A 16,503-nucleotide genomic window follows, 5' to 3' on the forward strand; every position below is an offset into this window, starting at 1 on the left:
CGGGAGGGGGGTGCGCAAGATCCCCGGAACGGGCATGCGAAACTTTTCACATGAGTGCCCGTCGCGCCCGTAGCCGTACAGCCCTGCTCGCCGTCACCAGCGCCGCAGTCGCCGCGCTGACCCTTTCCGCGTGCGGTTCGGGCGGTACGTCCGGTGGCGGCGGCGACACCAACTTCGTCACCGGCAGCAACGGCATCGACACCGCCGCGCACGGCAAGCGCGCCACGGCGCCCGAGCTGTCCGGCCAGACCATCGACGGCAAGCAGCTCAGCACCGCCGACTACAAGGGCAAGGTCCTCGTCATCAACGTATGGGGATCCTGGTGCCCACCCTGCCGGGCGGAGGCGAAGAACTTCCAGACCGTCTACGAGGACGTCAAGGGCCAGGGCGTCGAGTTCGTCGGCATCAACACCCGGGACACCAGCACCACCCCGGCGAAGGCCTTCGAGAAGGAGTTCGGGGTCAGCTACCCGAGCCTGTACGACCCCACGGGCAAGCAGATGCTCCGCTTCGACAAGGGCACGCTGAACCCGCAGGCGATCCCCTCCACGCTCGTCATCGACCGGCAGGGCAGGATCGCGGCCCGCGCGCTGATGCCCCTCGGCGAGGACACCCTGCGCAGCATGATCAAGCCCGTCCTCGCGGAGAAGTGACGTGAGCGCACTGACCACGCTCGCCGAGGGCGCGGGCTACAACGGCACCGTGATGCACGGCGCCCTGCTGCTCGCGCTCCCGATCGCCGTGCTCGGCGGCCTCGTCTCCTTCTTCTCCCCGTGCGTCCTGCCGCTCGTCCCGGGCTATCTCTCCTACGTCACCGGAGTCAGCGGCACCGACCTGGCCGAGACCCGGCGCTGGCGGATGGTCGCCGGTGCCTCCCTCTTCGTGCTCGGCTTCACCGTCGTGTTCGTCTCCGGCGGGGCGCTGTTCGGCTACTGGGGCTCGACCCTCCAGGAGAACCGGGACGTCCTGACCAAGATCCTCGGCGTCCTCATGATCCTGATGGGCGTCTTCTTCATGGGCATGATGCCCTGGCTGACCCAGCGGGAGTTCCGCTTCCACACCAGGCCCGCCACCGGACTCGCCGGCGCCCCCCTCCTCGGTGCCTTCTTCGGCATCGGCTGGACGCCGTGCATCGGCCCGACCCTGTCCTCCGTGCAGACCCTCGCCATCAACGAGGCCAGCGCCGGACGCGGCGCCATACTGACCGTCGCCTACTGCCTCGGTCTGGGCATTCCGTTCGTCGTCACTGCCGTAGCCTTCCGCAAGGCGCTCGGCGCCTTCGCCTGGATCAAGCGCCACTATGTCTGGGTCATGCGGATCGGCGGCACCATGATGATCGTGACCGGTGTGCTGCTGCTGACCGGTGCCTGGGACCGCATCGTGCAGGAGATGCAGGTCTGGTCCAACGGCTTCACTGTGGGGATCTGATCGATGAGCAACACGACCGACAAGGCCGCCCCGGCCGCCCCCGAGGGCCAGGACGACCTGGGCGCCGCCGGCTCCCAGCTCTCCACCGCCCCCACCGAGGACGCACCCAACCTGCCCTCCCTGGGCGTCATCGGCTGGGCCCGCTGGTTCTGGCGGCAGCTCACCTCGATGCGGGTCGCGCTGCTGCTGCTCCTGCTGCTGTCGCTCGGTGCGATCCCCGGCTCGCTCATCCCGCAGAGCGGCATCGACGACACGAAGGTCGCCGAGTTCCGCCAGGCGCACGAGACACTCGCCCCGATCTACGACAAGCTCGGCCTCTTCAACGTCTACAGCTCGGTGTGGTTCTCCGCGATCTACATCCTGCTGTTCGTCTCCCTCATCGGCTGCATCGTCCCGCGCACCTGGCAGTTCGTCGGCCAGCTGCGCGGCCGTCCGCCGGGCGCCCCGAGGCGCTTGACCCGGCTGCCCGCCTACACCACCTGGCGCACCGAGGCCGAGCCCGAGCAGATCCGCGAGGCCGCGCTCGCCCTGCTGAAGAAGCGCCGCTTCCGCGCCCATCTCACGGGTGACGCCGTCGCCGCCGAGAAGGGCTATCTGCGCGAGGTCGGCAACCTCGCCTTCCACATCGCGCTGATCGTGATGCTGATCGCCTTCGCCTGGGGCCAGCTGTTCAAGTCCGAGGGCAACAAGCTGGTCGTCGAGGGCGACGGGTTCTCCAACACGCTCACCCAGTACGACGACTTCAAGTCCGGCAGCCTCTTCTCCCAGGACGACCTGGACCCGTTCAGCTTCACCCTGAAGAACTTCAAGGGCACCTACGAGGCGACCGGCCCCAACCGCGGCACCCCGCGCACCTACCAGGCCGACATCACCTACAGCGTGGGCGCCGAGGGCAAGGACGAGAAGACCACCGTCAAGGTCAACGAGCCGCTGGAGATCGGCGACTCGAAGGTCTACCTCGTCAGCCACGGCTACGCCCCCGTCATCACGGTCCGCGACGGCAGGGGCAAGGTCGTCTTCCACGACGCCGTGCCCCTCCTCCCGCTGGACGGCAACGTCACCTCCACCGGTGCGGTCAAGGTCATGGACGACTACCGCGACGCCAAGGGCAAGTGGGACCAGCTGGGCTTCCAGGCCTTCTTCCTGCCCAGCTATGTCAAGGGCAACGAACTCTCCTCACAGTTCCCCGCGCTGCTGAACCCGGTCCTGAACCTGGAGGCCTACCACGGCGACCTCGGCGTCAACGCGGGGCTGCCACAGAGCGTGTACCAGCTCAACAAGAAGAACCTGAAGGGCTTCAAGGACTCCAAGGGCGCGCAGCTCCGGGAGAACCTGAACCCGGGCGAGACCATGAAGCTCCCGAACGGCGCCGGCTCGATCACCTTCGAGAAGGGCATCAAGGAGTGGGCCGGCTTCCAGGTCGCCCGCCAGCCCGCCAGTGGGTGGGCGCTCGCGGGCTCCCTCGCCGCGATCTTCGGCCTCGCCGCCTCCCTCTTCATCCAGCGCCGCCGCGTCTGGGTGCGGGCCACCGCCGGCACCGACGGCATCACGGTCGTCGAGATGGCCGGCCTCGGTCGCAGCGAGTCCGCCAAGGTGCCCGAGGAACTCGGCGACCTCGCCGGGATCCTGTACGAGCAGGCGCCGGGGGCTCCCGACCCCGACGACGACCCCGCAGATTCCGAAGCTTCCCCCGACCCCCAAGTCGTACCCGCTGAAGGGGCTGAGAAGTGACTCTCGCCGCCGCAACCGATCTGGCCGCCGCCACCAACGAGAACCTCGCCAGTATCAGCAACACGCTGATCTACTCGTCGATGGCCGTCTACACCCTGGCCTTCTTCGCCTACATCGCCGAATGGCTCCTCGGCAGCCGCAGCAAGGTCGGCCGCACGGCCGCCGCGCTCACCCCGGCGAAGGCCGCCAAGGCCGCCGCGCCCGCCGTCACCGTGAAGAAGGGCGGCTCCACCGCCGTACTGGAGCGGCCGAAGGTCGTCGTGCGGGCCACGGCCGGGCAGCGGGACGTGCCGGACGGGCCCGGCGCGCATGGCGGGGACGCTCAGGGCGACCTCTACGGGCGTATCGCCATCTCCCTCACCGTCCTCGCCTTCCTGATCGAGTTCGGCGGTGTGCTCACGCGGGCTCTGTCGGTGCAGCGGGCGCCGTGGGGCAACATGTACGAGTTCAACATCACCTTCTCCACGGTCGCCGTCGGGGTGTACCTGGCGCTGCTCGCGCTGAAGAAGAACGTGCGCTGGCTCGGGCTGTTCCTGATCACCACGGTCCTCCTCGATCTCGGCCTCGCCGTCACTGTCTTGTACACCGCCAGCGACCAGTTGGTTCCCGCCCTTCACTCGTACTGGCTGTACATCCACGTCTCCACGGCGATCTTCTGCGGCGCGGTCTTCTACGTCGGTGCCGTCTCCACGCTGCTCTACCTCTTCAAGGACAGCTACGAGAACAAGCTGGCCGGCGGCGGCACCCCCGGCCGCTTCGCCAACTCCGTCCTCGACCGGCTGCCCGCCGCGGCGTCCCTCGACAAGTTCTCCTACCGCGTCAACGCCGCCGTCTTCCCGCTGTGGACGTTCACGATCATCGCGGGCGCCATCTGGGCGGGCGACGCCTGGGGCCGGTACTGGGGCTGGGACCCCAAGGAGACCTGGTCCTTCATCACCTGGGTCGCCTACGCCTGCTACCTGCACGCCCGCGCCACGGCCGGCTGGAAGGGCCGCAAGGCCGCCTACCTGGCCCTCATCGCCTTCGGCTGCTGGCTGTTCAACTACTACGGCGTGAACATCTTCGTCTCCGGCAAGCACTCGTACGCCGGGGTGTAAGTCCCTTGCCGCGAAGGCCGGTTCCTGTGACCTGTGTCATGGGAACCGGCCTTTGTCGTGCGGACAGGTAGGGGGAGTGGATACGAATCTGCGGAAACGCATCCGCGCGGGGGATCACGGCGCATTCGCTGAGCTCTTCGACGCGTACGCACGCTCCGTCTACAACCACGCCTTCCGGCTCACCGGGGAGTGGTCGACGGCCGAGGACGTCGTCTCGCTGACCTTCCTGGAGGCCTGGCGGCTGCGCGAGCGGCTCGACGAGGAGGGCGGCTCGCCGCGCCCCTGGCTGCTGGGCATCGCCACCAACGTCACACGCAACCTCCGCCGCGCGACCCGAAGACACGTGGCCGCCGTCGCCCGCCTGCCGCGTGACGAGTCGGTACGGGACTTCGCCGACGAGGTCGCGGACCGCATCGACGACGCCGCGCAACTGGCCCTCGTACGCACCGCGCTGGCCGAGCTGAGGCGGGCCGAGCGCGAGGTGCTGGCGCTGTGCGTGTGGTCGGGCCTGGACTACCGGGCGGCCGCGGAGGCGCTCGGGGTGCCCGTCGGGACCGTACGATCACGGCTTTCTCGTGCGCGGACAAAGCTGGCGAAATATATGGAACCGCCTCACCAGGGCGGACAGATGAACGGTGACCGCGGCACCGCGGTCGGGCCCACGAAGGAGGGAAACCGATGAGCCAGCTTCCTGAACACGACCTTCCGCCGGGCCGTCACCGACTCCTCAAGGAGCATCTGATGGCCGAGATCCGGCGCGAAGAAGAACCCGCACGCCCCGGCGCCAGGTGGCTGCGCCCCGCGCTCGCCGCGGCCGCCGTCGTCACCGCGGCCGCGGTCACGTTCGTCGTCCTGCCGTCGTCCGGCTCCGGCGGCGGTGCGAGCGCTCAGCGGCCCGGCAAGACCGCCGTGTCGGTGCTGGAGGACATCGCGCTGGCGGCCGAGGACGCGGGTGGCGCGTACGGCGAGATCCGTGACGACCAGTTCGTGTACGTCGACAGCAAGGTGTCGTACGCGGGGTACGAGGAGGGGAAGAAGACGGTGATCCAGCCGCTGCACCGCTCGGAGCAGTGGACGTCCGTGGACGGCACCCGCAAGGGGCTGGTCCGGGAGGCCGGACGCGGGCAGTGGTCCACCGACCCCGACCCGGCCCCGGGCAAGCCCGGCTACGACGTCTCGACCAACTACCGCCACCTCGCCACGCTCCCCACCGACCCGGACGAGATGTACGAGTGGCTGGAGAGGGTGGGCCCCGGCAACAGCGGCCAGGAGCTTCATCAGGCCATGTTCGTGCTGGTCGGCGACCTGATCCGGGACGCGCTGGTGCCGCCGGAGCAGGCGGCGGCGCTCTTCCGTGCGGTCGCGCGGATCCCCGGCGTGAAGGTGGTCGAGAACGTCGTGGACGCGGCCGGCCGMCGCGGCGTCGCGATCACCCGGGACGACCCCGACAACCCGACCCGGGACGAGTGGATCTTCGACGCGAAGACCCATGAGTTCCTCGGCGAGCGCTCGGTGGCCACCGACGACTACTCGGACATCAAGAAGGGCCAGGTCACCGGCAACACCGCGATCCTGGACCGGGCGATCGTCGATCGCGCAGGTCAGCGCCCGTAACAGGTGCGTTTGGGCCCCGGCGGGGTCAGGCTGGTGTCATGACCGGTTCCATAGAACAGGGCATCAGCCAGACCCACGGGAACACGCACATCCTGCACTTCCTGGTGCGGTTTCCCCGGTCCATGGACGCCGTCTGGCCCTGCCTCGCGACCCCGGAAGGGCTCACGTCCTGGTGCACTCCGGTCGACACCCTCGAACCGCGCCTCGGCGGCGAGGTCGACCTGCGCGACTTCGGCAGCGGGCAGATCACCGCCTGGGACGTGGACCGGGTCGCCGAGTACACGGTGGACGGCGGCCGGATCCGGTTCCACCTGGAACGGGACGGCGAGCGGGGCGCCGCGCTCCGCTTCACCCACGAGTTCCAGGGCGAGGCGGAGACGGAGCAGCGCTGGCGGGCCCGCTTCGAGAGGCTGATCGAGGTCCTGGACGACGGCTCCGGAAAGGGCCCCTCGGCCTAACGGACGGTCGAGGCGATGACGTCCCGGAGCCGCTCCACGTACAGCCGCATGTTCTTCTGCGCGACGTCGGTGTCCGGGTAGCGGCTGGCGAGCCACAGGCCCTCGTGCAGCCGGGTCACCCAGGCGCACACCTGGTCGCCGTACGACACCCTGATCAGGCCGTACGCCTTCTGCTCGGTCCATTGTCCGGATCCGGCGATGCCCCGGGTGTCGACGTAGGAGACGATCGAGTACAGGTCGGGTGACGTGGGGCGGAAGTCCGCGCCGAGCAGGTGGAGCACCCGGGCGAGCGGCATGCGGGCCAGCGGCCGGCCGGCGTGCAGGGCGGCGCGCACCGTCCGCAGGGCGCTGGGCAGGTCGTACGCCTGCTCCACGGGGATCTCGATGGGTGCGCCGCCGACGTACCAGCCCACGGAGTCGGACCAGCGCGACTTCGCCCGGGTGTGGAACGGCACGACGGTGCGGTAGACGGACTGTCCGCCGATGTCGTGGACGATCAGGGCGGTGGCGGCCAGGATGCCGACCGAACTGCCGCCGTAGGGACGGCAGTACGCCTCGAACGCGGCGGCGGTGTCCGCGTCGGTGAGCTCCTCGCGCAGCAGCGTCTGGGCGGGCAGGCCGGCCTCGGGGTCGAGGCCGAGGTCGACGGGGAAGTTCGGCAGCCTGCCGTCGCAGCGGCGGATGAACTCCCGCCAGCGCGCGACGATCTCGTGGCCGTCGTCGATCCGGTCGGCGTCCGTCCGCTCGATCTCGCAGAAGTCGACGTAACTGCTGGCCGGCGCCGGTTCCAGGGCCTCGCCCGCGAGCTGCGCCGCGTAGAGCTCGTGGATCTCGGCGGCGATGCGGTGGATGGAGTGGGCGTCGACGTTGCTGTGGTCGAAGGCCATGTACACGCTGGTGGAGTCGTCCCGGACGACGGCCGTGTAGATGAAGTTGGGCCAGCGCAGCGCGTCCGCCGTGACGTCGAAGCGGTCCTGGAGGTGGCGGACGAGGGCGGCCGGGTCGGTGAAGTCGCCGACCACCGTGCGGTGCAGGGACACGGCGTCGGCGTCGAGCGTGAACCGGCGCATCTCGTCGCCGGATTCGCCGGACCAGCGGAACCCGCTGCGCAGCGTCTCGTGCCTGAGCGTCCAGCCGCGCAGGGCCACCTCCAGCGCGTCGAGGTCGGCCCGGCCCGGGAGGTCGAAGGCGGTACCGAGCCAGGTCGGTACGAACAGGCCGTCCTCGCGCACGGACCGGGCGGTCCTGATGTGCGACTCCTGGATGTACGCCGGTGGCCGTGCGTCCTCCGGCAGGCCTGACGCCGTCGCGACAGCCGCCGGACTGAACGTCCATTCGACGAGTCGTCCGGGCCGGACCTCGCAGCGCTGGATGTCAGTCATTCGCACGGGCGGCTCCATTCGCGGCGGGGGACACACCCGAAAGGGTGGTATCCCGCCCAACGAGGCAACCCTTCCTCAGAAACGGTTCGGTGATCGGCGGGGGGCTCAGTCGACGGTGATCGAGTCCAGTTGCCGACGCAGGTACACATGCGAGTCGAACGGCTCGTACGCCACCCGGCCCACCGGAGCCGGCACGGACTCCACGAGCGTGCCGGGCGTGCACTCGCCGAAGTACACGAGCGACATCAGCTCCTCGGCGGGCGCGTCCGCGGGCGGCGGCAGCACCCGGTGCCGGCCCGACCGCCACCGGTCGCCCGTCCAACGGGCCATCAGGTCGCCGATGTTGATGGTGAACGCCTCCGGGTCGAACGGAGCGTCCTCCCAGCCGCCGTCGTCGGTGTAGACCTGCAGGCCGCCCCTGCCCGCCTGTCGGTCGAGGATCGTGACCGTGCCGAAGTCGGTGTGCGGGCCGATGCGGAACTGGCCGGGCTCCGGCTCACCGAGCACCTCCCGCGCCGGATACCAGTTGATGTTGAAGCCGTACGTCGGGTGGTCCATGTGTCGGGTGAAGAAGTCGGGTTCGACGCCGAGCGCCTCGCCGAGCAGGGAGAGGAGCCGGTTCTCCAGCTCGCCCATCCGTGCGAGGTACTCCTCGCACAGTGGCCGCAGTCCGGGCACCTCGGCCGGCCAGACGTTCGGCGCGTACCACTCGGCGTTGACCGCCGGGTCGTCGAAGGGTTCGTGCGTCGCGAAGCTCAGCGACTCCTTCAGATCCGGCGGGGTCTCGGTGCCCTCCGAGTACCCGTTGGCCTCCGCGCCCGGCCCGAGCCAGCCGCGTCCGCCGACCTTCACCGCGTACGCCTGCTTGGCCTCGGCGGGGAGCGTGAAGAAGGTGCGCGCGGCCACGCGGATGCGGGAGCGCAGGGACGGGTCCACGCCGTGGCCGGTGACCAGGAGGAACCCGGCGGTCCGCAGGGCCTCGTCGACGGTGCGGGCGATGGCGGTGCGGGCCTCACCGTCAGCGCCGTCACCAAGGCCAGCGGCGTCAGCATGGGCAGCCTGTACCACCACTTCGGCAGCATCGACGGCCTCACCCTCGCACTCTCGCACCGCTGGCTGAGCCGGCTGCTGGGCGACGGGATCACGGCCCTGCAGGGCGCCGACACCGCCAAGGACGGCGTCCGCGCCCTCGTGCGCGCCTACCTCGCCTTCATCCAGGAGCACCCACACGCCGCCGATCGCGGGCAAGAAGCGCAGCCCCGCCGCGGAGGGCTGGTCCGGCGTGCGGGACCGCCGTCAGCAGCAGTGGGTCGCGCCGAAGGCGGAGGGGAGCGCTCCGGAGAAGCCGCGGGTACAGCCGAAACCGAAACCGAAGCCGGCGCCCAAGCCCGCACCGAAGCCGAAGCCGAAGCCCAAGCCCGCGCCGAAGCCCAAGCCGAAGCCCAAGAAGAACAACAGCGATCTCGGCGGATGGCTCGGGGGATTGGGGGCCATCGCGCTCGTCCTCTACCTCACGCTCTACTCGCAGGACATCTTCGAGGCGAAGGCCGGTGACTGCGTCCGTATCGAGGACTCCGGACAAGGCAGCGCGTACGTCGAGCCGTGCAACCTGCCCGTGCCGTGGGACGACACGTACCAGGTGCTGGACGATCCCGAGTGTTACGGCGGTTCGGTGCGCAGTTGGTCGGACGACGACGGGAACAAGTCGATCTCGCTGTGCCTGAAGGAGATCGACCCGTGGGCCGACGATGACAGCTGAACGGGCGTGGGCTACTGCCCGTCGTCCCTCTTGTCGTCCTTCTTCCTGTCGTCGTCCTCGTCCAGCGACTTCAGGAACTCCGGGTTGTCGTCCGGCGCGACCCACTGCTGCTGACGGCGGTCCCGCACGCCGGACCAGCCCTCCGCGGCGGGGCTGCGCTTCTTGCCCGCGATCAGCCAGGAGATCGAGCCGACCAGCGGGAACACCAGCACGAGGATCGCCCACAGCGGCTTGGGCATGTGGCGGATGTCGTCCTCCTTCGTGCTGATGCAGTCGATGAACGCGTACACGCTCAGCGCCAGTGGCACGAGGAACATCAGCACCCGGAGCATGGGCCCTCTCCAGCGAAACGGTTGTCGGGCCGGGGGCACGGCCCCCGGGTCAATGGCCAGGGTAGCCGCTCGGGGATACTTGACCCCATGGCTTACGACGATCTTCGTTCCCTGCTCAGGGCGCTGGAGCGCGAGGGCGACCTCAAGCGCATCAAGGCTGAGGTCGATCCGTATCTGGAGGTCGGGGAGATCGTCGACCGGGTGCAGAAGTCCGGCGGTCCCGCGCTGCTCTTCGAGAACGTGAAGGGCTCCTCGATGCCCCTCGCGATGAACGTCTTCGGCACCGACCGGCGACTGCTGAAGGCCCTGGGGCTCAAGTCCTACGGCGACATCTCCGACAAGATCGGCGGGCTGCTCAAGCCCGAGCTGCCGCACGGGTTCGTCGGGGTGCGCGAGGCCTTCGGGAAGCTCGGCTCGATGACGCACGTGCCGCCGAAGAAGGTGAAGTCGTCCGACGCGCCGGTGCAGGAGGTCGTGCTGCAGGGCGACGAGGTCGACCTCGACCGGCTGCCGGCCCTGTTCACCTGGCCCAAGGACGGCGGCTCCTTCTTCAACCTGGGCCTCACCCACACCAAGGACCCGGAGTCCGGCGTACGGAATCTCGGTCTGTACCGCCTCCAGCGCCACGACAAGCGCACGATCGGCATGCACTGGCAGATCCACAAGGACAGCCGCAACCACTACCAGGTCGCGGCGAGGAGGGGTGAGCGGCTGCCGGTCGCCATCGCCTTCGGATGTCCGCCCGCCGTGAGCTACGCGTCCACCGCCCCGCTCCCCGGTGACATCGACGAGTACCTGTTCGCCGGCTTCGTCGCCGGCAAGCGGATCGAGATGGTCGACTGCAAGACTGTCCCGCTCCAGGTACCGGCGCAGGCCGAGGTCGTGCTGGAGGGGTGGCTGGAGCCGGGGGAGATGCTGCCGGAGGGCCCCTTCGGCGACCACACCGGCTTCTACACGCCGCAGGAGCCGTTCCCGGCCCTGAAGATCGACTGCGTGACCATGCGGCGCCGACCCCTGCTCCAGTCGATCGTCGTAGGCCGGCCTCCGACGGAGGACGGGCCCCTGGGTCGTGCGACGGAACGCTTCTTCCTCCCCCTGCTGAAGATCATCGTCCCGGACATCGTGGACTACCACCTGCCGGAAGCGGGCGGCTTCCACAACTGCGCGATCGTCTCGATCGACAAGAAGTACCCCAAGCACGCCCAGAAGACGATGCACGCGATCTGGGGCGCGCACATGATGTCCCTGACCAAGCTGATCGTGGTCGTCGACTCCGACTGTGACGTGCACGATCTGCACGAGGTCGCCTGGCGGGCACTCGGCAACACCGACTACGCCCGCGACCTGACGATGGTCGAAGGTCCCGTCGACCATCTCGACCACGCCTCCTACCAGCAGTTCTGGGGCGGCAAGGCGGGGATCGACGCGACGAAGAAGTGGCCCGAGGAGGGCTACACCCGCGACGGCGGGTGGCCCGACATGGTGGAGTCCGACCCGGAGACGGCGGCGAAGGTCGACCGCCGCTGGAAGGAGTACGGACTGTGAGCAGCGCCTCCGCCGCGATCCCGCAGCCAGGACGGACGAAGGCGTTCCTGCGCCTCGTCATGATCGAGCACTCGGTCTTCGCGCTCCCCTTCGCGTACATCGCCGCGCTCACCGCGATGTTCCAGTGGGACAGGAACATCCACTGGGGGCGGCTGCTCCTGGTGACGATCTGCATGGTCGGCCTGCGCACCTTCGCGATGGCCGTGAACCGGATCATCGACCGCGAGATCGACGCCCGCAATCCGCGCACCGCGCACCGCGAGCTGGTGACGGGCGCGATGTCCGTACGGCACGCCTGGACCGGCGCCCTGATCGCCCTGGTGATCTTCCTGGGCTCGGCGGCCCTGCTGAACCCGCTGTGCCTGGCCCTCGCCCCCATCGCGGTGATCCCGATGGTGGTCTACCCCTACGGCAAACGCTTCACGAACTTCCCGCAGGCCATCCTGGGTCTCGCCCAGGCGATGGGCCCGGTCGGCGGCTGGCTTGCCGTCACCGGCACCTGGTCCTGGGACGCGGTGATCCTCGGCCTCGCCGTCGGCGTCTGGATCGGCGGCTTCGACCTGATCTACGCCTGCCAGGACGTCGAGACCGACCGCGAGATCGGCGTCATGTCGGTCCCGGCACGCTTCGGCATCCCGGCGGCCATCTGGGGTGCCCGGGTCTGCCACGCCGTCACCACGGCGCTGTTCGCCTGGTACGCCGTAGCCACCGACGCGGGTGCCTTCTTCTGGCTGGGTCTGCTGATCGTCGCCGGCGCGTTCCTGTACGAGCACTCGATCGTCCGCCCCCATGACCTGTCCCGCCTCAACAGGGCGTTCTTCAGCGTCAACGGGTTCATCGGGATCGCCCTGTTCGTGTGCGCGCTGCTCGATCTGCTGGTGCGCGGACTGTCCGTCTAGACGGGCAGCTCCGCACGCGGGCCGGCCTCGCGGCGGCGGAGGACGAACGCCGCCGCCACCCCCGCGACCAGCCCCACCAGATGCCCCTGCCAGCTGACGCCGGACTGGGTCGGGGCGAGGCCCGCCAGGATCGAGCCGCCCCAGACCGCGGCCACCAGCACGCCGGCCAGCACGCCGAGCGGGCGCCGCTCGACGAAGCCGGTGACCAGCAGGAAGCCGAAGAGGCCGAAGATCAGGCCGGAGGCGCCCGCGGTGTTCGTGCCGGACGGGGATATCAGCCACACGCCCAGCCCGTCCGCGACGATGATCAGCGCACACAGCGCGGCGAACCGGCGTATGCCCCCGAGCGCCGCGAGGAACCCCAGGACCAGCAGCGGCACGCTGTTCGCGGCGACATGGGCGAAGCCGAAGTGGAGGAAGGCGGCCGGGACCACGTCCACCAGCTCGGACGGGGTGCGCGGGACGATGCCGAAGCCGTCCAGCGCGTGTCCGCTGATCACGTCGGCCACTTCCAGCAGCCACAGCAGCGCCACCCAGCCCAGCATCAGCTTGGCCGCGGTCAGCGCCCGCTCACCTCGCGACCACTCGCGCTCAGCACTCCACACACCCGGCATGGCAACCCCCACCGACCAACTCGTCCCCAAACGGGAACGCCTGGCCCCCCTTGGTCGGTTCCCACCCCGCCACGCCGGATAGGCTCGGTGTCGTGAACCCAGTCAAGCCAGGAGAGACGGCGCGTACGCCTTGGATCGTAGGGGTGTCCGGCGCTTCCGGCACCCCATACGCCGCGGCCGTCCTGCGCGCGCTCCTCGCCGCCGGGGAAAGCGTCGATCTGGTCGTCAGCCGGGCGTCGCGGCTCACCCTGCTCGACGAGACGGGGATCTCGTTCCGGGACGCCCATTGGCAGGACGACCTGCGGGAGTGGCTCGCGCGCGGCGCCGACGGCAAGCCCGGGACCTTCGACGCGGACATCGAGCGCGTCCGGTACTGGAACGCCGGGGACCTCGCCGCCGGACCGTCCTCGGGGTCGTACGCCACGAAGGGCATGCTGATCGTGCCCGCCTCCACCGCCTGCGTCGCCGGGGTCGCGCTCGGGCTGTCCAAGGACCTGTTGCAGCGGGCGGCGAGCGTGACCCTGAAGGAGGGGCGCGGGCTCGTCGTCGCCGTCCGGGAGACGCCCCTGAACGGGCAGACGCTGCGCCACCTGGTGACACTGGACGACGCGGGTGCGACCGTCGTGCCCGCCTCGCCCGCCTTCTACGCGGGGGCCACGCACATCCAGGACCTGGTGGACTTCGTCGCCGGACGCGTCCTGGACGCGGCGGGCGTCGAGCACCGGCTCTACCGCCGCTGGAAGGGCGAACTGGGCGGCGGCGCCCGTTCCACCTGACCGGCACGCCACCGCATCACGCGGTACCAGCAGAATCCATCACTTCAAGGCTCAGTTCAGCAAGTACGTCAGACCTCTTCAGTGGAAGGCTTCGAATCGCATGGACGCGGTGGACAGGCAGCTCATCCAGGCCCTGAGGGAGAACGGCCGGGCCTCCTACGCGGAGCTGGGACGCCTTGTCGGACTGTCGGGTCCCAGCGTCACCGACCGCATCAACCGGCTGGAGGCGGCCGGCGTCATCACCGGCTACCGCGCCACCGTCGACGCCGCCTCGCTCGGTCTCGGCGTCACCGCGCTGATCGGCATCTCGCTGTCCGACGCCACCGACCACGAGGACGTGGCGAACCGCCTGCGGGACCTGGGCGAGATCGAGGACTGCTGGTTCATCGCGGGCGACGACTCCTACATGCTCAAGGTGCGGGCGGCGGACGTGGACGGCCTGGAGAAGATCATCCGACGGCTCAGCGGGACGACGGGCGTGTCCCGGACCCGTACCACCATCGTGCTCTCCACGAAGTGGGAGAACCGGGTGGGCGAGCTGCCCGAGGAGTACTAGGCGCGCAGCGCCGTCCGGGGGGCACCGCCCGCCCGGAGGGTGGGGGAAGTACGGTTTACGAAGGCTGTCTGAGAGAGGTGTACGCATGGACGTCGGGCTCAAGCGCGAGCTGGAGGAGAAGGTCCGCGCCGGTGAGCGGCTGACCCGCGAGGACGGCATCGCGCTGTACGAGTCGGACGACCTGGCATGGCTCGGCGGTCTCGCCCACGAGGTGCGCACCCGCAAGAACGGCGACGTGGTCCACTTCAACGTCAACCGTCACCTCAACATGACCAACGTCTGTACGGCCTCCTGCGCGTACTGCTCCTTCCAGCGCAAGCCGGGCGAGAAGGACGCGTACACGATGCGCATCGAGGAGGCCGTGAAGCTGGCCAAGTCGATGGAGGCGGAGAACCTCACGGAACTCCACATCGTCAACGGCCTGCACCCGAACCTGCCGTGGCGCTACTACCCGCGCTCGCTGCGGGAGCTGAAGGCGGCCCTGCCGCATGTGTCGTTGAAGGCCTTCACCGCCACCGAGATCCACCACTTCGAGACGATCAGCGGGCTGAGCGCGAGCGAGATCCTCGACGAGCTCATCGACGCGGGGCTCGAATCCCTCACCGGCGGCGGCGCGGAGATCTTCGACTGGGAAGTGCGTCAGCACATCGTGGACCACCGCACCCACTGGGAGGACTGGTCCCGCATCCACCGCCTGGCGCACGAGAAGGGTCTGAAGACCCCGAGCACCATGCTGTACGGCCACATCGAGGAGCCGCGTCACCGCGTCGACCACGTCCTGCGCCTGCGTGAGCTCCAGGACGAGACGAACGGCTTCCAGGTCTTCATCCCCCTGCGCTACCAGCACGACTTCGTCGACATGAAGGACGGCAAGGTACGCAACCGCCTCCAGGCCCGCACCCAGATGGCGACCGGCGCCGAGGCCCTGAAGACCTTCGCGGTCTCCCGTCTGCTCTTCGACAACGTCCCGCACGTCAAGGTCTTCTGGGTCATGCACGGCGTCCAGACCGCCCAACTGGCCCTCCAGCACGGCGCCGACGACATGGACGGCTCGGTCGTCGAGTACAAGATCACCCACGACGCGGACAACTTCGGCACCCCGAACAAGCTGACCCGCGAGGACCTCCTGGACCTGATCCGGGACGCGGGCTTCCGCCCGGTCGAGCGCAACACGCGCTACGAGATCATCCGCGAGTACGACGCCCCGGACCCGCTGCGCCGCGAGTCCCCGCAGCCCATGCGGCTGTGATCCGATCGACCCGAGGACGCGGGGCTCGTAAGGCATACGATGGCCCCGTGTCCCTTACTTTCACTCTCGACCCTGCCGTCACCCCGGCCCTTCGTGACGGCATCCTCGATCTGTGGACGGATGTCTCCAACGCGGGCGGAGCCGTCGGGTTCGTGCCGCCGGTGGCGCGCGAGGAGATCCGGCCGGAGCTGGTGCGGCACTTCGTGGCGATGGCCGAAGGGCGCTGCCGGCTGCTGGTCGGGCACGACGAGGCCGGCGAGGTCGCCGCGACGGCGTTCTTCACCTTCAACACGCACCGGCTGATGAAGCACTGGGTGTGGCTGTACACGGTGCAGGTGCACCCCCGGCACCAGGGCAAGGGCTACGGCCGCGACCTGCTGGCCGCCGCCGAGCAGTCGGCCCGCACCTTCGACGGCATCGACGCGATCCGGCTCACCTGCCGGGCCGGCCTCGGCCTGGAGCGCTTCTACGGCTCCTGCGGCTACAAGGAGGTCGGCCGGATCCCGGACGCCATCCGGGTCGCGCCGGGCGACGACCGCGACGACGTGATCATGCTGCTGCCGCTCCACCGGACCCTGTCCTGACCCCCTTGTGGGATCGACGGCCCCCCGTGCTTCACTGGGCAGTGGCCCTTTTTGGAATCGGAAGAGTGGATTGAGATGCTCCGCTACACACTGATGCGCCTCGGGATCTTCGTGGGCTGCCTCGTGGTCGTCTGGGGCCTTGTCTACTCCGGCGTCGCCCCGCGCGGCCTCGGTGACTCCAACGGCATGTGGATCGTCCTGCTCTCCCTGGTGCTCTCGGCCCCGATCAGCTTCGTCGTCCTGCGGGGAGAACGCGACCGCGCCTCCGCCGGGATCGTCCAGCGCGTCGACCGGATGAAGGCCAACCTGGACGCCAGCCGCAACCAGGAGGACGTGGCCGACGACACGGCCCGCGCGCAGGGTCAGACCTCCTAGCGCACCGCAAGCCGCCCCGGCGCGTACCGGCGACCAGACCCGTCGGTAACCGCGCAGGCCAGCCCCTTACGCTTGTCCGGATCCACGTCGGTGGAACGGCTGTT

The 16,503-nt window shown here is 69.5% G+C and carries 20 protein-coding genes; 16 read left to right on the forward strand and 4 right to left on the reverse strand.

What is annotated here, in order from left to right:
- The first annotated feature begins 50 nt into the window (after positions 1-50).
- The 7 genes from EAO75_RS12060 to EAO75_RS12090 all read left to right on the forward strand — a co-directional run bounded on the left by EAO75_RS12060 (position 51) and on the right by EAO75_RS12090 (position 6,328).
- Positions 51-653 carry a TlpA family protein disulfide reductase gene (locus tag EAO75_RS12060; protein ID WP_147995033.1) on the forward strand — a complete coding sequence of 201 codons (603 nt, stop codon included), beginning with the start codon at positions 51-53 and terminating at the stop codon, positions 651-653.
- 1 nt (position 654) lies between these two features.
- Positions 655-1,428: a cytochrome c biogenesis CcdA family protein gene (locus EAO75_RS12065; RefSeq protein WP_187284403.1), complete on the forward strand. Its 774-nt coding sequence runs from the start codon at positions 655-657 to the stop codon at positions 1,426-1,428.
- A 3-nt stretch (positions 1,429-1,431) separates the two neighbouring features.
- Positions 1,432-3,159, forward strand: a complete 1,728-nt coding sequence (locus EAO75_RS12070; RefSeq protein ID WP_147995034.1) for a cytochrome c biogenesis protein ResB — start codon at positions 1,432-1,434, stop codon at positions 3,157-3,159.
- Complete coding sequence (ccsB, locus tag EAO75_RS12075; RefSeq protein ID WP_147995035.1) at positions 3,156-4,256, forward strand: c-type cytochrome biogenesis protein CcsB; 1,101 nt, start codon at positions 3,156-3,158, stop codon at positions 4,254-4,256. The genes EAO75_RS12070 and ccsB overlap by 4 nt, the downstream gene beginning before the upstream one ends.
- A 76-nt stretch (positions 4,257-4,332) precedes the next feature.
- Positions 4,333-4,938 (forward strand): RNA polymerase sigma factor, encoded by a 606-nt coding sequence (locus EAO75_RS12080; protein ID WP_147995036.1) that lies wholly within the window; start codon positions 4,333-4,335, stop codon positions 4,936-4,938.
- Complete coding sequence (locus EAO75_RS12085) at positions 4,935-5,870, forward strand: CU044_5270 family protein (RefSeq protein WP_147995037.1); 936 nt, start codon at positions 4,935-4,937, stop codon at positions 5,868-5,870. The genes EAO75_RS12080 and EAO75_RS12085 overlap by 4 nt, the downstream gene beginning before the upstream one ends.
- Before the next feature lie 38 nt (positions 5,871-5,908).
- A complete protein-coding gene (locus EAO75_RS12090) occupies positions 5,909-6,328 on the forward strand; it encodes an SRPBCC family protein (RefSeq protein WP_147995038.1) in 420 nt (139 codons plus the stop codon).
- On the opposite strand, the gene EAO75_RS12095 is transcribed toward EAO75_RS12090, so the two are convergent.
- Both EAO75_RS12095 and EAO75_RS12100 read right to left on the reverse strand, forming a co-directional pair.
- Positions 6,325-7,716: a condensation domain-containing protein gene (locus EAO75_RS12095; protein WP_147995039.1), complete on the reverse strand. Its 1,392-nt coding sequence runs from the start codon at positions 7,714-7,716 to the stop codon at positions 6,325-6,327. The two genes, EAO75_RS12090 and EAO75_RS12095, sit on opposite strands and share 4 nt — an antisense overlap.
- Positions 7,717-7,815: 99 nt before the next feature.
- A complete protein-coding gene (locus tag EAO75_RS12100; RefSeq protein WP_410092254.1) occupies positions 7,816-8,778 on the reverse strand; it encodes an isopenicillin N synthase family dioxygenase in 963 nt (320 codons plus the stop codon).
- Between EAO75_RS12100 and EAO75_RS48525 the strand changes: the two genes are divergently transcribed.
- Together EAO75_RS48525 and EAO75_RS48530 are read left to right on the forward strand one after the other, a co-directional pair.
- Complete coding sequence (locus tag EAO75_RS48525; protein WP_410092231.1) at positions 8,761-9,264, forward strand: TetR/AcrR family transcriptional regulator; 504 nt, start codon at positions 8,761-8,763, stop codon at positions 9,262-9,264. The two genes, EAO75_RS12100 and EAO75_RS48525, sit on opposite strands and share 18 nt — an antisense overlap.
- Positions 9,194-9,469, forward strand: coding sequence for a hypothetical protein (locus tag EAO75_RS48530; RefSeq protein ID WP_147995042.1), 276 nt, complete (start codon positions 9,194-9,196; stop codon positions 9,467-9,469). Before EAO75_RS48525 ends, EAO75_RS48530 begins: the two co-directional genes overlap by 71 nt.
- Before the next feature lie 11 nt (positions 9,470-9,480).
- Here the strand turns inward: EAO75_RS48530 and EAO75_RS12120 are convergent, their stop codons facing one another.
- Positions 9,481-9,801 carry a PLD nuclease N-terminal domain-containing protein gene (locus EAO75_RS12120; RefSeq protein WP_147995043.1) on the reverse strand — a complete coding sequence of 107 codons (321 nt, stop codon included), beginning with the start codon at positions 9,799-9,801 and terminating at the stop codon, positions 9,481-9,483.
- An 87-nt stretch (positions 9,802-9,888) separates the two neighbouring features.
- Between EAO75_RS12120 and EAO75_RS12125 the strand changes: the two genes are divergently transcribed.
- On the forward strand, positions 9,889-11,346 hold the full coding sequence (locus EAO75_RS12125; protein WP_147995044.1) for a menaquinone biosynthesis decarboxylase: 1,458 nt from the start codon (positions 9,889-9,891) through the stop codon (positions 11,344-11,346).
- Positions 11,343-12,245, forward strand: a complete 903-nt coding sequence (gene mqnP, locus EAO75_RS12130) for a menaquinone biosynthesis prenyltransferase MqnP (RefSeq protein ID WP_147995045.1) — start codon at positions 11,343-11,345, stop codon at positions 12,243-12,245. Before EAO75_RS12125 ends, mqnP begins: the two co-directional genes overlap by 4 nt.
- Here mqnP and EAO75_RS12135 read toward each other — a convergent pair.
- Positions 12,242-12,859 carry a rhomboid family intramembrane serine protease gene (locus EAO75_RS12135; RefSeq protein WP_187284405.1) on the reverse strand — a complete coding sequence of 206 codons (618 nt, stop codon included), beginning with the start codon at positions 12,857-12,859 and terminating at the stop codon, positions 12,242-12,244. The two genes, mqnP and EAO75_RS12135, sit on opposite strands and share 4 nt — an antisense overlap.
- A 143-nt stretch (positions 12,860-13,002) precedes the next feature.
- Here EAO75_RS12135 and EAO75_RS12140 point away from each other — a divergent pair, with 143 nt between their 5' ends.
- The 5 genes from EAO75_RS12140 to EAO75_RS12160 all read left to right on the forward strand — a co-directional run bounded on the left by EAO75_RS12140 (position 13,003) and on the right by EAO75_RS12160 (position 16,399).
- A complete protein-coding gene (locus EAO75_RS12140) occupies positions 13,003-13,635 on the forward strand; it encodes a UbiX family flavin prenyltransferase (protein ID WP_410092232.1) in 633 nt (210 codons plus the stop codon).
- A gap of 100 nt (positions 13,636-13,735) precedes the next feature.
- Complete coding sequence (locus EAO75_RS12145) at positions 13,736-14,191, forward strand: Lrp/AsnC family transcriptional regulator (protein WP_147995047.1); 456 nt, start codon at positions 13,736-13,738, stop codon at positions 14,189-14,191.
- 85 nt (positions 14,192-14,276) lie between these two features.
- Positions 14,277-15,440 (forward strand): aminofutalosine synthase MqnE, encoded by a 1,164-nt coding sequence (mqnE, locus tag EAO75_RS12150; protein ID WP_147995048.1) that lies wholly within the window; start codon positions 14,277-14,279, stop codon positions 15,438-15,440.
- A gap of 47 nt (positions 15,441-15,487) precedes the next feature.
- On the forward strand, positions 15,488-16,024 hold the full coding sequence (locus tag EAO75_RS12155) for a GNAT family N-acetyltransferase (protein ID WP_147995049.1): 537 nt from the start codon (positions 15,488-15,490) through the stop codon (positions 16,022-16,024).
- 75 nt (positions 16,025-16,099) lie between these two features.
- Positions 16,100-16,399, forward strand: coding sequence for a DUF4229 domain-containing protein (locus EAO75_RS12160; protein WP_147995050.1), 300 nt, complete (start codon positions 16,100-16,102; stop codon positions 16,397-16,399).
- Positions 16,400-16,503: the final 104 nt, after the last annotated feature.

Origin of the sequence: Streptomyces sp. UW30 (assembly GCF_008042075.1) — a bacterium.
Classification (GTDB): Bacteria; Actinomycetota; Actinomycetes; order Streptomycetales; family Streptomycetaceae; genus Streptomyces.